This is a genomic window from Chitinophaga sp. CC14 (assembly GCF_048957795.1).
Taxonomy (GTDB): Bacteria; Bacteroidota; Bacteroidia; order Chitinophagales; family Chitinophagaceae; genus Chitinophaga; species Chitinophaga ginsengisegetis.
The window spans coordinates 846,107-859,822 of sequence record NZ_JARBFY010000001.1 but is presented as its reverse complement, the minus strand read 5'-3'; the positions used below and the strand labels follow the sequence as shown (position 1 = coordinate 859,822).

General features: G+C 45.7%; 11 protein-coding genes and 1 tRNA gene. 4 read left to right on the top strand and 8 right to left on the bottom strand.

The genetic code is table 11. The features are described from left to right. Positions 1 to 48 precede the first annotated feature (48 nt). From PV783_RS03675 to PV783_RS03655, 5 genes are all read right to left on the bottom strand, one after another. Entirely contained in the window at positions 49 to 798 is a 750-nt protein-coding gene (locus PV783_RS03675) for a LytR/AlgR family response regulator transcription factor (RefSeq protein WP_420987146.1), read from the bottom strand. Next, the gene (locus PV783_RS03670; RefSeq protein WP_420987144.1) at positions 795 to 3,512 is read right to left on the bottom strand and encodes a sensor histidine kinase; all 2,718 of its coding nucleotides are present in this window, start codon (positions 3,510 to 3,512) and stop codon (positions 795 to 797) included. Before PV783_RS03670 ends, PV783_RS03675 begins: the two co-directional genes overlap by 4 nt. A 179-nt stretch (positions 3,513 to 3,691) precedes the next feature. Then, positions 3,692 to 3,853, bottom strand: a complete 162-nt coding sequence (locus PV783_RS03665) for a hypothetical protein (RefSeq protein WP_420987142.1) — start codon at positions 3,851 to 3,853, stop codon at positions 3,692 to 3,694. 245 nt (positions 3,854 to 4,098) lie between these two features. Then, on the bottom strand, positions 4,099 to 5,775 hold the full coding sequence (locus PV783_RS03660) for a hypothetical protein (RefSeq protein WP_420987141.1): 1,677 nt from the start codon (positions 5,773 to 5,775) through the stop codon (positions 4,099 to 4,101). Between the two features lie 249 nt (positions 5,776 to 6,024). Continuing rightward, positions 6,025 to 6,098 (bottom strand) — tRNA-Ile (locus PV783_RS03655). Positions 6,099 to 6,215: 117 nt separating this feature from the next. On the opposite strand from PV783_RS03655, the gene PV783_RS03650 reads away from it, so the two are divergent. After that, positions 6,216 to 6,845 (top strand): HAD family hydrolase, encoded by a 630-nt coding sequence (locus PV783_RS03650; RefSeq protein ID WP_420987140.1) that lies wholly within the window; start codon positions 6,216 to 6,218, stop codon positions 6,843 to 6,845. Between the two features lie 28 nt (positions 6,846 to 6,873). On the opposite strand, the gene PV783_RS03645 is transcribed toward PV783_RS03650, so the two are convergent. From PV783_RS03645 to PV783_RS03635, 3 genes are read right to left on the bottom strand one after another with little or no spacing between them, the layout of a single operon-like run. Then, entirely contained in the window at positions 6,874 to 7,164 is a 291-nt protein-coding gene (locus PV783_RS03645) for a DUF4834 family protein (RefSeq protein ID WP_111577169.1), read from the bottom strand. Positions 7,165 to 7,199: 35 nt separating this feature from the next. Continuing rightward, the gene (locus PV783_RS03640) at positions 7,200 to 7,550 is read right to left on the bottom strand and encodes a TM2 domain-containing protein (protein ID WP_079471574.1); all 351 of its coding nucleotides are present in this window, start codon (positions 7,548 to 7,550) and stop codon (positions 7,200 to 7,202) included. Positions 7,551 to 7,560: 10 nt separating this feature from the next. Continuing rightward, positions 7,561 to 7,857 (bottom strand): DUF2752 domain-containing protein, encoded by a 297-nt coding sequence (locus PV783_RS03635; RefSeq protein ID WP_420987138.1) that lies wholly within the window; start codon positions 7,855 to 7,857, stop codon positions 7,561 to 7,563. Between the two features lie 166 nt (positions 7,858 to 8,023). On the opposite strand from PV783_RS03635, the gene rimP reads away from it, so the two are divergent. From rimP to infB, 3 genes are all read left to right on the top strand, one after another. Then, positions 8,024 to 8,488 carry a ribosome maturation factor RimP gene (gene rimP / locus PV783_RS03630; RefSeq protein ID WP_227024441.1) on the top strand — a complete coding sequence of 155 codons (465 nt, stop codon included), beginning with the start codon at positions 8,024 to 8,026 and terminating at the stop codon, positions 8,486 to 8,488. Between the two features lie 16 nt (positions 8,489 to 8,504). Next, positions 8,505 to 9,752: a transcription termination factor NusA gene (gene nusA / locus PV783_RS03625; RefSeq protein ID WP_079471571.1), complete on the top strand. Its 1,248-nt coding sequence runs from the start codon at positions 8,505 to 8,507 to the stop codon at positions 9,750 to 9,752. Positions 9,753 to 9,882: 130 nt separating this feature from the next. Further along, positions 9,883 to 13,554, top strand: coding sequence for a translation initiation factor IF-2 (gene infB / locus PV783_RS03620; RefSeq protein WP_111577439.1), 3,672 nt, complete (start codon positions 9,883 to 9,885; stop codon positions 13,552 to 13,554). Positions 13,555 to 13,716: the final 162 nt, after the last annotated feature.

The window sequence follows — 13,716 nt, the reverse complement described above, 5'->3', positions numbered from 1 at the left end:
ATTCAGCAACCGGAAAGTAAGTGTGATACCCGCGGAAACGCGCCGTAGTTATTTCATCAGTATTTTTAATACTTCTTCTTTGCGTTGGCGGGAAACAGGTACCTGGCTGCCATCTTCCATAGAAATGGCGCCACCTTCTGTTTTTATCCAGGCTGTAATTTTGTGACTGTTGACCAGGTGGGACTGATGCGTACGTATAAAATGCTTATCTACCAGCAGATCGTTGTATTCTTTAAGGGTTTTACAAACAATCAGTTTTTTTTGACCGGAGATATATACATGCGTGTAGTTACCTGCTGCTTCGAGGCGAATAATATCTTCCGGCAGGGCAAAAATAATTTTATCCGCCAGTGGAAATGCGATACGGTTTTCTGCCATAGGCTTGCCCATATTGGCTACCAGTTCCCGCAAACGGCTGTTTTCCTGCTGGGGTACAATCTGCGCAATCGCTTTTTCTACAGCGCCGGAAAGTTCCAGTACATCTATGGGCTTCAGCACATAGTCGATGGCGCAGGCTTTTACTGCCGCAATACCATAGTGGTCGTAAGCTGTTACAAAAATAACCTCAAAGCGCCTGTTGGCAGGTAGTGATTGCAATAGCTGGAACCCTGAGCCACCGGGCATTTCAATATCCAGGAAAAGAAGGTCCGGTTCCAGTTGTTTGATGAGTCTGAGCGCAGTGGCTGCAGAATCAGCTTCTCCAACTATGTCAACCGCCTGGCAGTATTCACCCAGGAGTACACGCAGATTATCCCTGCTTTTTGCCTCATCGTCTACAAGAATACTTTTTATCTTCATACGCTTTCAATTGGAATAGTGAGTAATGCCGTTGTGCCGTTCCCGTTACTAATATGCAAACTGGCTGTTTGCCCGGTGATACTGAAGAGCTGCAGTCTTTCCCGTACCAGTTTTAGCCCTACACTTTTGTGCGAACCGTTACCAGCTTCCGGATGATATCCCGGGCCATTGTCGTACACTGCAATCAGTAACGCTGCATGTTGTTTCCCGATGGTAATACGGAGCAGGCCTTCTTTTCCTTTGGAAGAAATACCATGCAGGATAGCATTTTCTACCAGTGGCTGTAAAATCATACCGGGTATATCTACCAGATCTGTAGCCAGTTCTTCCGGTGTATCCATTTCAAAGGAGAAATTAAAACGCAATTGTTCAAGCTCACAGTAAAGGCGTATGGTAGCCAGTTCATCTGCCAGTGTAATCATATTTTTTTCGGCATTGTGCAATACACTTCTCAACAACAACGAAAATTTTACAAGATAGGTATTGGCGGCTTTATATTGACTGGTGTTGATCAGCGATTGAATGGAGTTGAGTGCATTAAAAATAAAATGGGGATTCATCTGTGAACGGATGGCTTTAATTTCCAGTTCCCGGATCGCGGTTTTCATGGCTTCCGCCCGTTTAATACGCTGAATGCGTACCCGGTAAATCCAGATACCCACCAGCACGGTAAAGAGGATGGAGCCAAGGCTCCATCCAATAATATTCATCACGCCGGCTTTTTGCAGGGCCGAAAAGCGGGGCGCTTTTGCTGCATCATCTATGGCTGTATTCAGATCATCCCAAATGTTGTCGTCAGAATAGATGTGATCTGATATTATTTTTCCCCATTGATCCAGTACTACAACATTTTTCTTGCCCATTTCGGCTATCCCATATACTTCATAGTTTTTATCTCCCTGGTTTTTTATTTCAATACTAGTAAAGTTGGACAACGTACCGAGTTCTGGATCATGTTGGCGGTTAAAGCCAGGCTCATTTATCCATGCGAACACAAAGGTTACTTCCGGATGCTTTTTAACCATTTTAACCAACGCACTGTCCTGAAAGTAGCTGGCATGATCAAATATGAGGCAGGTGGTTTTACCACGCTGTGTTTTTAAATCGTACGTTTTGCCATTGGCGAGCGATAGGATTGGGAAGGGCGTTGTATTACCCGGCGCCCAGTGTTCCATGAGCTTCCAGTCCTTGATGATAGGCTTAATGATACTGCTGTCGTCGCAGTTACGAATAAAATCTTCGAAATAAGGTTTCAGCCGCTGATTTTTAACAAAGCTATTTGCTTTCATGCTTTCACTGATCCCTTTTGATAATTTATAATACAGCGGGTATCCTTTCAACATAGAAAGCAGGACAAAGTAATTGCTGTAAAAGGAAGATTCTTCTGAACTGCCGCCAGCAGAGAGACTGATGCGTGACTGTTGATAAATCAGGAGCCAATCAAGGTATTGATGATAGAAAGAGAAGTTGGTGTCATGATAAGAATTCATTGCCACCGGCATGGTATCAATACCAGTGGTGATCATTTCCGGTATGTCTTGGAATGGCCGTTTTTCCGGAGCTACCTGATAGCCATGAGTATACAGAAAAACCAGCCAGTCATCCGCAATGCGGTATTGCCAATTGGTTTTAAAGTAGTCGATACTTTTGGGAGACGCCTTTCCCTCATAGGTTTGCAACACTGCCTGGAATCTGGCATTTGCGCTTTCCTGTGCGTTAAGCACTTCCTGTAGGGTTTTATTTCTGTACATGGTATTCATACCCTCGTCACCGTAAAAGATGTTATTCACCTCCTCTGCCAGCATAGAACTCCATTTAGCACCGCCCGATAGCTTTCTGGGTTGCCATCCACGGGAAGTATCGGCATCCGCTTCAATGATCAGCGTATCACCAGGAGCTAAGAAAACATACCCTCCGTTATTTTCCATGGTAATATACCGGCGTTCCGGTTTTGTTAACAGTAACGGACAATAAAATTCGCCCCGGCTATTAATGGGAAAACTGAACGTGCTGCCTCCCAATTCAATCTCCACTTGCTTTTTGTGGGCATGCGCCAATGTGCCTTTTATCAATGTATTGCCTGCAACCGGAAAAGATGCGCCGGTAAGCAACTGGGCGTATTCATATTCAGTTTTGGCGGGAATGAGACCAGGTATGCCGTTATTGATGCTACGTAATTTCAGCATCGCTTCTATCGCGGGGTGCAACTCCTCCGGCGGTATAGGCGAGTAAGTTGAACGGATGGATATGCCGACCTGCTTTTGAGGACTATAACTCGTCATCATCACCGGCAAAGGTGGCTGATCTTTGTCGGTGGTTAGTGATACGATTTCTCCGTTGGCCGTAATTTCCAACCGGAACATCCCTTTAGGTGGCTTTTTATCTAACCCTTGCTTATAGGGAGGATAATAACTGTCGTACCCCATCCAGCCAAATTTCTGACTATACGGAGTATACGCTACAACTCTTTCAAGAGTGATACTGTATTGCTGGTTGCCATTCGGCAGCTGGTTCCGTAACTGATACCTCAGCACATACTGGCGTTGAAACTGTAATAACGGCTCCATCACGGGATAGTAATCATTATCCTTGTGCTTCGTAATCTGCATATCAAACCAGTCGCCCGGTTTCAGGGCAAAGTAGCCGGGCTTGCCCTGTGCCGGTAGCAGGTAAGGCAAACAAAGCAGCAACCATAGATAAACTGTTCTTTTCATGATACAATAATTTTATTGTACCAAAGCTATCTTTATCAGACGCCCGGTTTACATCCACTTAGCAAACGGCAAAGCTGACTGAATATCCGGTGAATATATAACCGAAACGGGTATTTTTTACAACTCTTTTAAAGCGGTAATTCCGGTGAAGTGTATATTTCAGGGGTATGAGCCAGCAACTAGTCCATTCTGTGAAATGGCTGGTCTGCCTTTTGGAGGGAGGGATTGCTTTTACCGGGACGAATCTGTGTTGGCAATGCCAGGGCGTCGATCAACAATAGGTTGGCGCTCCATTGTTTGCTGATCCCCTGGATATAACGACCATTGTTAAGTGTTCCCATTTGCCTCCTGTTTAAAGGGGAATGCTGCAAGGGGTGTGAAAATCCGGCAATAGTCAGAACTTTTCCCTATAAATGAAAAGCACCTGGTTTAGCGCTTCCTGATACGGAGGACTGATAATAGTAGATATCCTTTTCAATACTTTTTTATGGCTATAATAATTTGCGAATTGCTGTTCTGCAATACCTTATAGATAGTCAGGCTAAGGTTGTTGGATAACCTTAGCCTGAGAGTAGTCCTATTCTAATTAGATCATATTTACAACTTTAGTTGTTACCCAAAAACCGGTAGAGATATTCCTGGCAAGCTGGATATTCCCATCAGATGTTACACTATAGGTATTCACGACACTTGCATAGCTATTATTATCGCTGAGTAATGATTTTATTTTCACGATTCCGCTGGTCCGTGACCGGGATATTACCAGGTAGTCGATAAAGTAAGAGCTGCCATCTACCTGGGAGAATCCTCTTACAGCAATCATACAGGAAGCGCGTGTAGTTGGTATGGTTAAAATTGTAACCGGAGCGGTACCTGTAACAGCAGTAACCAAGCCATTTACTTCCATAGCGTCGAAACGGATGCTGTTATAATTCCTGTTCAACAGATGAACCTGGGAGGGTTGTATTGAATTGGATAAATTAATCTGGGATCTTTTATTTGTAACATCATCACCATCCAGCAGGTTGCTGAGTGTAATAATGTAAACGGGGGTATTGTCTGCAGAACCAATGTGATTGTCGTTATAGGTCCCGAAGTTAAAAACGCCGCCTCCAAAGAAAAGAAACCAGGCACCGGCAGCTGTCGGGCCTCCACAGTTCATAAAGGAATCCAGTATTACAACATTCTTGATATCGAGAAATCCGGTACTGTTGATCCGGAATGGGGCCTGTGTAATATTGGCGTTTAAAGTGTTGGTTAATGCTTCGCAGTGAAATCCATCGATATGAATATTCTTTGAGAAAATATCCATGATCTGGCCATTTTGATTCAGCTGGATAGTGTCACCCAGATAACCATCATAGGAAGAGTCAACAATATAAACATCTGTAGAATAGTAAATTCTGAATCCCCTGTATCCAACACCTTTTGGGTAAATTGGTTCGCCACTGCTGTTCAATCTGTTCACTATGAAGCTTTGAACACAACATTTTGAAATCCTTATTGTGGTACTACCTCCCTGGTTAAAACCACTGGCAATATCAAACCCTATCGCTTGTATTGAGGATTCTCCTTCATAGATATCGAAGTAAATAGATTTAAAATCCAACTGCCATATCAGACCGGTATTTGGGGTTGATTTGATACCGGTATGAGCACCAATAATAGAGAAACACTCAAAAGTAGTGTTGTTCACCTGGTCATTTACTGTACTACCACCTTTATGGAGCCAGATAGCAACGCAGTTTTCGTTGATCTTAACACCGGGATCTAAGGTCTCGTAGCTAATATTTAATCCAGTATAAGTGGATCGGCTGGCCTTTATATTGATAGCTGTAATGGCACTGGTTGGGGCGATGGTGGCTCCTTCTCCAATAATTTGCCAGAAGATGGCATTGGTCATATTCAGGGTACTGGAAATGGGATAACGGCCACGGGGAAACACCAATTTGCCTCCATTGGTAAATACCTGTCTGGCGTAGTCAAGGCATTTATTGATTGCCGGAGCATCATCAATAGCATCAGGGTTACCTTTTGCGCCAAACCATTTTACATTTAATTCGCCGTCATATAATCTTTTCCAACGTCCTGTTGAGGCAATAAAAATCGTTCCTCCATTCTCCGGAGAAGTGGTGTCGCTGCTGTCCCAGTAGAACTCTCCGCCGCCACCATCGTTGGCGTCGTAATAACCTAAAACGTGGTAAATGGTATTGGCCTGGGGAGTACTCAGACTTTTAAGGGCATTAATGGATGTAACTGTCATAAATAAGGTTTCGTGGTTAACAAAAAAGATTTACTTAAATATAAATGGGGGGTATGTACCCTATTTGCGTATTAAAAACTTATTGAGAAATATTGCGGAACTGTGATCCTTTGCTTCAGTATTGGGGAGGAGCTAATAAATTATGGCCGTTGTACAGGCTAACTTTAAAATTGTCAATTAAGTATCAAAACATGTATCAAATGAAAAAAGGCTTCCCGCGTCAAACCGCTGAAAGCCTTTCCTATCGTGTGGTCCCACCAGGGCATGATCCTGGGACCCCCTGATTATGAGTCAGGTGCTCTAACCAACTGAGCTATAGGACCCGTTCCGAAGAACTAATTCCCCTTTTCAGGGGACGGCAAAATTAATTATTTTATTGAATTAACCTAAATTTTTTTTTTAATACCAACGCTTACGCATATACTTAATAAATTTGCGGCATGCAAGGCATAAAGAACATTATTTTCGACCTGGGTGGCGTTATTCTGAACATCAACTACCAGCTTACCAACGACGCATTTGTTGCTCTTGGCGTGAAGAACTTTAATGAGTTGTATTCACAGTTTCATGGTTCCAGCCTATTTAACGGCCTGGAAACAGGGCATGTTTCCGTGGAGGAGTTTTTGGCGGAAATGCAGCGGCACGTGCCGGAGGGGATTACAGGTGGGCAGATAACGGCGGCATGGAATGCGATGTTGCTGGATTTTCCGTTACAGCGGCTGCAGTTATTACAGCAGTTGCGGCAGCATTATAACCTGTATTTGCTGAGTAATACCAATGCGATACACCTGGAGGCTTTCAACCGGTTGTTGCAGGAAAGCAGGGGAATTCCTTCGCTGGGCAGCTTTTTCGACAGGGCTTATTACTCCCACCTGATGGGTTACCGCAAGCCGGATAAGGAGTCGTACCTGATGGTGATGGAGGAGAATGGGTTATTGCCGGAAGAAACGTTGTTTATAGATGATACGTTGCCAAATATAGATGGAGCGAAGGCCGTAGGGTTGCAAACCATTCATTTGCAGGCGCCCCGAACGATTATGGATATTTTTCAGCCCAAAAAGGCGTTATAAAAAAGGCCGGTGATGCACCGGCCTTTTTTTATTTAATTTCTTCGAAATCGATGTAATCTCCCTTATCCACATTTTTGGGTTGTGGGGTGGGAGGTGGTGGTGAACCTTTTTGTCCGCCGTTTTGCTGTTCATACTGCTGACGCATATGATCCTGCATATCGCTCATTTGTCTGCGCACTTGCTTGGTAACTCTGTAGCCTGGTATGATCAGGTCGAATACCAGTTTGTACAGCAGCCAGGCCAGAAATATAGAAATTATAAATCTTAACATAATGACACGAAGGTAGCGGAATATACATTCCGACTTCCTGAAAATCACCTCATTTTAAGGTTTTTTTAACTTTCAGGGAGAGATTAAAGTCCGAGTAAAGCTGCGGATGCCAGGGCTTCTTTTTTATTGAACTGCCAGGTCATTTTGCGGGCGTTGATGGCGTCTATAATGGTGCCGATGCCACAGAAGCCGAGTGTAATGAAGTATACAATTCCCATCGCGATCTGGTCTACCAGGAAGCGTTGCACGCCGGCTACACCCAGGAAACCTATGAGGCTGCAGATAAGAATTGTTTGGGGATCTTTACGTCTGCCCTGGTATACGGCCAGAAATCTTTGCTTGTTTTCGGCGGAATAGCCCTTGGTAAGTTCCTGTAGCCACATCATTTCCTCGGCTTCGATTCCGGGGAGCATCGCAAATGAAAAGTCGTTCATAGTGTTGGGTTTATGATTGTTTGAAATCAGCGTATTGATACCGGGCCAGTTGAAGGATGCGATACAGCAGCACTGCTACTACCAGGGGAGCAAGCAAGTGGTGTTGAATGGAGGCGGTCCATTGTCCGTGTAAAAAATAATGAATACCGTGACCTAATCCGCAGCCGGGGCAAATGGGGATGCCAATATTTTTGAACAAACACAGGCTGCCTGCATTTTCGTCGGGCTTCATCACATACAGGAGGGTAAGGCCCAGGGGCCATGCCAGCAGTTCGATATTTATTTTTCGCCAGAAAGCGGTGGTCACGTCAGATATTTTAAAAATACATATGAATGATGGCAGAGCATCTTACACAAATATTTAGATACAAGTTAAAGAAATAGTTTTTCAATCAAAATAAAATCCTAATTTTGTAGAAGGAAAAATGATTCAAACGAAGGGGACGAGATATTGTCCCCTTCGCGCTTTTTGTATGGCAAACGAACACGTGATAAAAACTATCCGGGAGATGGCAGAAGGACTGCTGGCGAATGATCCCGACAATTTTTTGGTAGACATCAGAATTAAGCCCACTAACAATATCAAGCTCTTTCTGGACGGGGATAAAGGGGTGCCGGTGGCTACGCTGGTGTCATTCAACCGTCAGTTATATCCTTTGCTGGAAGCGGCTGAACTGTTCCCAAATAACGATTTCTCCCTGGAAGTTTCGTCCGCAGGCCTGGATGAACCGCTCAAACTGCACAGACAATACCTTAAAAATATTGGACGCAAAGTGGAAGTTACCCTGCTGGATGGCTCTGTAAAAGAGGGCACCCTCCAAACGGTAACCGAAGATGCTATTAATATCGAGGAACTGATTGGCAAGAAGAAAGAAAAGAAATCAACTGATTTAAAACTTAATGAAATAAAGCACACAAAGGTGTGCATCGTGTTTTAAAATATAACAACTAAACATGGCTAGTATTAACTTGATTGAGTCATTTACCGAGTTCAAGGAGGCGGAAAACATTGACCGTCCTACATTGATGAAGGTCCTGGAGGATGTGTTCAAAACGCTTCTGCGGAAAAAGTATGGCTCAGATGAGAATTTTGACGTGATTGTAAATACCGAAAAAGGTGACCTTGAAATATTACGCCGTCGAACCATTGTAACGGATGGGGAAGTAGAAGATGATAATGCCCAGATTGCCTATTCCGAAGCTATTAAGGTAGAACCGGATTACCAGGTAGGCGAGGATTTATATGAAGAGGTAGAGATCATGGATTTCGGCCGCAGGGCTATCCTGGCGGCGAAACAAACTTTATCTGCCCGTATCGGCGATCTGAAAAAGAACATCCTGGTAAAGAAATATGCCGACAAAGCAGGTGAAATTGTAAATGGTGAAGTATACCAGGTTTGGAAAAAAGAAGTTTTATTGCTTGATGATGAAGGGAATGAGTTAATTTTGCCTAAATCTGAACAAATCCCCACAGATTATTTCAAAAAAGGGGAGAACGTAAGAGCGGTGGTGAAGAAGGTGGAAATGAAAAACAACGCACCACTCATCATTCTCTCCCGCACACATCCATCCTTCCTGGCTAAATTGCTGGAAATTGAGGTGCCTGAGATCTTTGACGGGCTTATCGTGATCAAGAAAATTGTTCGTGAACCAGGAGAAAGAGCCAAAGTGGCTGTTGAATCCTACGATGACCGTATAGATCCGGTAGGAGCCTGTGTGGGTATGAAAGGAAGCCGTATTCATGGCATCGTGCGCGAACTGAGAAATGAAAATATAGATATCATTAACTTTACCACCAACATTCAATTGTTGATTCAGCGTTCCTTAACACCCGCCAGGATCAGCCGCATGGAAGTGGATAACGAAAACAAATACGCTTCCGTTTACCTTAACCCCGACCAGGTATCACTGGCTATCGGTAAAAAAGGAGTAAACATTAAGCTGGCTTGTGAACTGACTGGTTTTGAGATTGATGTATTCCGTGATGAAGCGCAGGAACAGTCTGAATTTGATATCGATCTGGAAGAATTCTCGGATGAAATCGAAGAATGGATAATAGATGAGCTTAAACGAATAGGTTGTGACACTGCCCGCAGCGTATTGGAGCTGACCGTTGAAGAACTGGTTCGCCGTTCCGATCTGGAAGAAGAGACAGTGCAGGATGTAAGAAGAATATTACAGGAAGAGTTTGACAAAGAATAAAGCCGAGCCACAACCCTTCCCAGGTAAAGGCCTTATTAGAAAGGGAATTGATTTTTTCGAGTTATTGTTTAAACGTAAAAAAACATCCCGTTTTGAAGAAACGGGAAACAGGGGAGGCCCGAAATACGATATGCCTGAAACAACAAACAACACACCACGATTGCTGGCTGCAGCCAAAGAGTTTAATATTGGTAAGGAAACCCTCATCGATTTCCTTGGCAATAAAGGCTTTGATATGGACGGCTTTGGTTCTCCCAATGCCCGTCTTACGGCTGTTATGTACACAGCACTGCAGTCGGAGTTCCAGCAGGACAAGGCTAACAAGCGCAAAAGCGACCAGATAGCCCTGCCTAAAGGAAGCGTGTTAGAAACGATGAAGAAGAAAGAGAAGGAGGAAGCGGAAGCGGCGGCTAAAAAGAATACCACTAAAGAAAAAGAAGAGGCAGCTCCTGCTCCTAAACAGGAAGCAAAACCTGAACCTAAACCGGAACCAGTTAAGGAAACTCCTAAGCCGGAACCGCAACCACAGGCGAATGTTGCCCAGGCAACCCCGCCTCCCGCAAAGGAAAAAGCTGAACCGAAGCCTGAACCACCCGTTGTTACAGCTCCCCCTGTTGCGGAAGTTCCCAAAGCACCGGCAACGCCTCCTCCGGCAGAACCAGACGCAGTGAAGAAAACGGATTCGCCGAAAATCAACGGCCCTAAAGTAATCACCACTATCGATCTGGACGCATTAAACCGCAATAAAAAACCAGTTGCTAAAAAAGCAGACCAGGAAGAAACCCCGGCTCCGCAACCAGAAGCAGTGAAACCACCGGTAAAAGAAGAAAAACCGGCTCCCGTTACACCCGCTCCTCCCGTTGCTGAAAAACCGGAACCTAAACCCGTTCCTGCCCCTCCCGTACAGGAAGCAACTACAGCACCAACTGAGAAACCAGTTGAAAAAGCTGATAAAGCTGATAAAGTGGAACAGGCCCCTAAAGCCGAAACCACTCCACCGGCAGAGAAAGTAGCGAAAACAGATAAGACCGATACGACAGAAAAAACGGAAAAAGCCGCACCGGTTGAAGATAAACCTGTAGTTAATAAAGTGGAAGAAGTATTACAAGAGGCAAAACCGGCTGCAGTCAAAGAACCGGCGCACATTCCTGTTAAACATGTCGTAAAGACGGAAAATCGCAAACCCTCTACTGCCGAAAACACCCCACCAACACCTCCTCCCGCAGCCCCACAGGCACAGGACGAGGCATCTGGTGCTGCTGTGATTGAAAATATCCAGGCCGAAAAATTAACCGGCCCTAAAGTAATCGGCAAAATTGAGCTGCCAGTTCAGTCTGACAGACGCGATAATAATAAGAACAGCAACTTTAGCAGGGACGAGAAACGCAAACGCAAGCGTATCATCGTGGAAAAGAAACCTGAACCCGTTCAGCCTAAAGACTTTAAAGAAGGTGACCGCAAAGAAGGCGGCGCCCCAGGCGAACATCGCCCGCATCAACATGGTGGACAAGGCGGCAACCGCCCTCACCACAATGATAACCGCGGAGGTGGACACCAGGGCCAGGGCGGCGGAAATCGTCCGCAAGGCGATAACCGTAACCATAACCGTCCGGGCGGCGCCAACACAGGCACCGGCGGCGGTAACTACAACAGACCTGCCGGACAAGGCCAGGGTCAGGGCGGAGGCTATAACAGGCCAGCCGGACAAGGCGGTCCAGGCGGCGGAGGTAACAGACCAGCCGGACAGGGTGGCGGTTACAACCGTCCAGGCGGCGGACCAGGTGGTGGTGGCAACAGACCCGGACAAGGCGGAGGCTATAACAGGCCAGGCCAGGGTCAGGGCGGCTACAACAGACCAGGTCAGCACCGCGGTGAGGATAAACGTACTACCGAAGAAAAAGAAATCGATAAGAACGAGATCCAGAATAAGATCAAGGAAACAATGGCCAAGCTCGGTGGCGGCGGTCGCGGTAAAAACGTGAAAGCTAAACACCGCAGAGAAAAACGTGAAGAAAGAGCCAACCAGAAAATTAACCAGGGCGATGGAGACAACAAACTCCAGGTTACAGAATTCGTTTCTGTATCCGAACTGGCTAACCTGATGGATGTAAGCTTCGCGGAAGTTATCTCTAAATGTATGGGCCTCGGTATCATGGTATCTATCAACCAACGCCTCGATGCGGAAGTAATAGAACTGGTGGCCGGCGAATTCGGATACGAAGTTGAATTCATTGGTCTGGAAGATGCAGAAGAAACCGATGATGAAGATGAAGTAGACGATCCTGCAGATCTGGAACCACGTGCACCGATCGTAACCATCATGGGTCACGTCGATCACGGTAAAACCTCCCTGCTCGATTACATCCGGAGTGCAAACGTGGTAGCCGGTGAAGCCGGTGGTATCACCCAGCACATCGGTGCGTACCAGGTAACAACTGCCAGCGGCAAAAAGATCACCTTCCTGGATACTCCGGGTCACGAAGCGTTTACCGCAATGCGTGCCCGTGGTGCCAAAGCAGCAGATATCGCTGTAATCGTGATCGCTGCTGATGATGCTATCATGCCGCAAACAAAAGAAGCAATCTCCCACTCACAGGCGGCCGGGCTGCCAATGGTATTCGCTATCAACAAAGTGGATAAAGAAGGCTCCAACCCTGAGAGAATCAAAGAACAACTGGCCGGCATGAACCTCCTGGTGGAAGACTGGGGCGGTAAATACCAGAGCCAGGAAATATCTGCCAAAAGCGGGTTAAATATCGATGTGCTCCTCGAAAAAATATTACTGGAAGCGGAACTGCTGGAATTGAAAGCCAATCCCGACCGCGAAGCCTCCGGAAGTATCGTGGAAGCTACCCTGGATAAAGGTCGCGGTTACGTTGCCTCCCTCCTGGTACAAAATGGTACCCTCCGTCAGGGCGATACCATCGTATCCGGCTCCTTCTTCGGAAAAATCAAAGCCATGTTCAACGAACGCGGCCAGAAAATGGAAGAAGCAGGACCATCCATGCCAGTACAGGTACTCGGCCTGAATGGTGCGCCACAGGCAGGTGAGAAGTTCAAGATGTACTCCGAAGAATCTGAAGCCAAAGAAGTGGCTAACCGCAGAGCACAAATCGTTCGTGAACAAGGTATCCGTACCAAGAAACATATCACCCTGGATGAAATCGGCCGTCGTTTGGCATTGGGTAACTTTAAACAGCTCAACCTCATCATCAAAGCCGACTTTGATGGTTCCGTAGAAGCATTGAGTGACTCCCTGCAGAAACTGTCTACCGAAGAAATCGTGATCAGTATCGTTCATAAAGCAGTAGGTCAGATTACAGAATCCGACGTATTGCTGGCAACCGCTTCTGATGCCATCATCCTCGGATTCCAGGTACGACCTTCCTCACAGGCTGCCAAGCTCGCGGAGAAAGAGAATATCGAAATCCGTAACTACTCCATCATCTATGACGCGATTGATGAAATCAAGAGCGCGATGGAAGGGATGCTGGAACCAAAAATCGAGAAGAAAGTGGTGTGCAACGTTCAGGTGCGCGAAACTTACAAATTCGAGAAGGTTACCGTGGCAGGTTGCTTCGTTATCGATGGCAAGCTGACAAGAAACACCCGTATCAACGTGGTGCGCGATGGTATCGTGGTTCACACCGGCGAACTCGGCTCACTGAAACGTTATAAAGATGACGTGAAAGAAGTGGCCGCCAACATGGAGTGTGGTTTGAGCGTTCGCGGATACAGTGACCTGAGACCTAACGATAACATCGAAGGGTTTGAAGAAGTAGAAGTGAAGAGAACTTTATAAGCCTGTAGCCAAAAACTACCCGCTTTAAAATAACATACAGCGAAGAAAAGAACGATCCGTAGTGTAAAACCTATTATCGTTATTTTCTTCGCTGTTTTTTTTGGCTAAGATGCTTATGGCTAAAAGGCGGCAGCTTATCTAAACTTTTGTTAAATCCATCGA

What these genes read in the sequence shown, in the direction of transcription:
- nusA (WP_079471571.1), top strand. Translation starts at nt 8,505, where the DNA reads ATGGCTAGTATTAACTTGATTGAGTCATTTACCGAGTTCAAGGAGGCG.
- rimP (WP_227024441.1), top strand. Translation starts at nt 8,024, where the DNA reads ATGGCAAACGAACACGTGATAAAAACTATCCGGGAGATGGCAGAAGGA.
- PV783_RS03650 (WP_420987140.1), top strand. Translation starts at nt 6,216, where the DNA reads ATGCAAGGCATAAAGAACATTATTTTCGACCTGGGTGGCGTTATTCTG.
- PV783_RS03665 (WP_420987142.1), bottom strand. Translation starts at nt 3,853, where the DNA reads ATGGGAACACTTAACAATGGTCGTTATATCCAGGGGATCAGCAAACAA.
- PV783_RS03640 (WP_079471574.1), bottom strand. Translation starts at nt 7,550, where the DNA reads ATGAACGACTTTTCATTTGCGATGCTCCCCGGAATCGAAGCCGAGGAA.
- PV783_RS03670 (WP_420987144.1), bottom strand. Translation starts at nt 3,512, where the DNA reads ATGAAAAGAACAGTTTATCTATGGTTGCTGCTTTGTTTGCCTTACCTG.
- PV783_RS03675 (WP_420987146.1), bottom strand. Translation starts at nt 798, where the DNA reads ATGAAGATAAAAAGTATTCTTGTAGACGATGAGGCAAAAAGCAGGGAT.
- infB (WP_111577439.1), top strand. Translation starts at nt 9,883, where the DNA reads ATGCCTGAAACAACAAACAACACACCACGATTGCTGGCTGCAGCCAAA.
- PV783_RS03660 (WP_420987141.1), bottom strand. Translation starts at nt 5,775, where the DNA reads ATGACAGTTACATCCATTAATGCCCTTAAAAGTCTGAGTACTCCCCAG.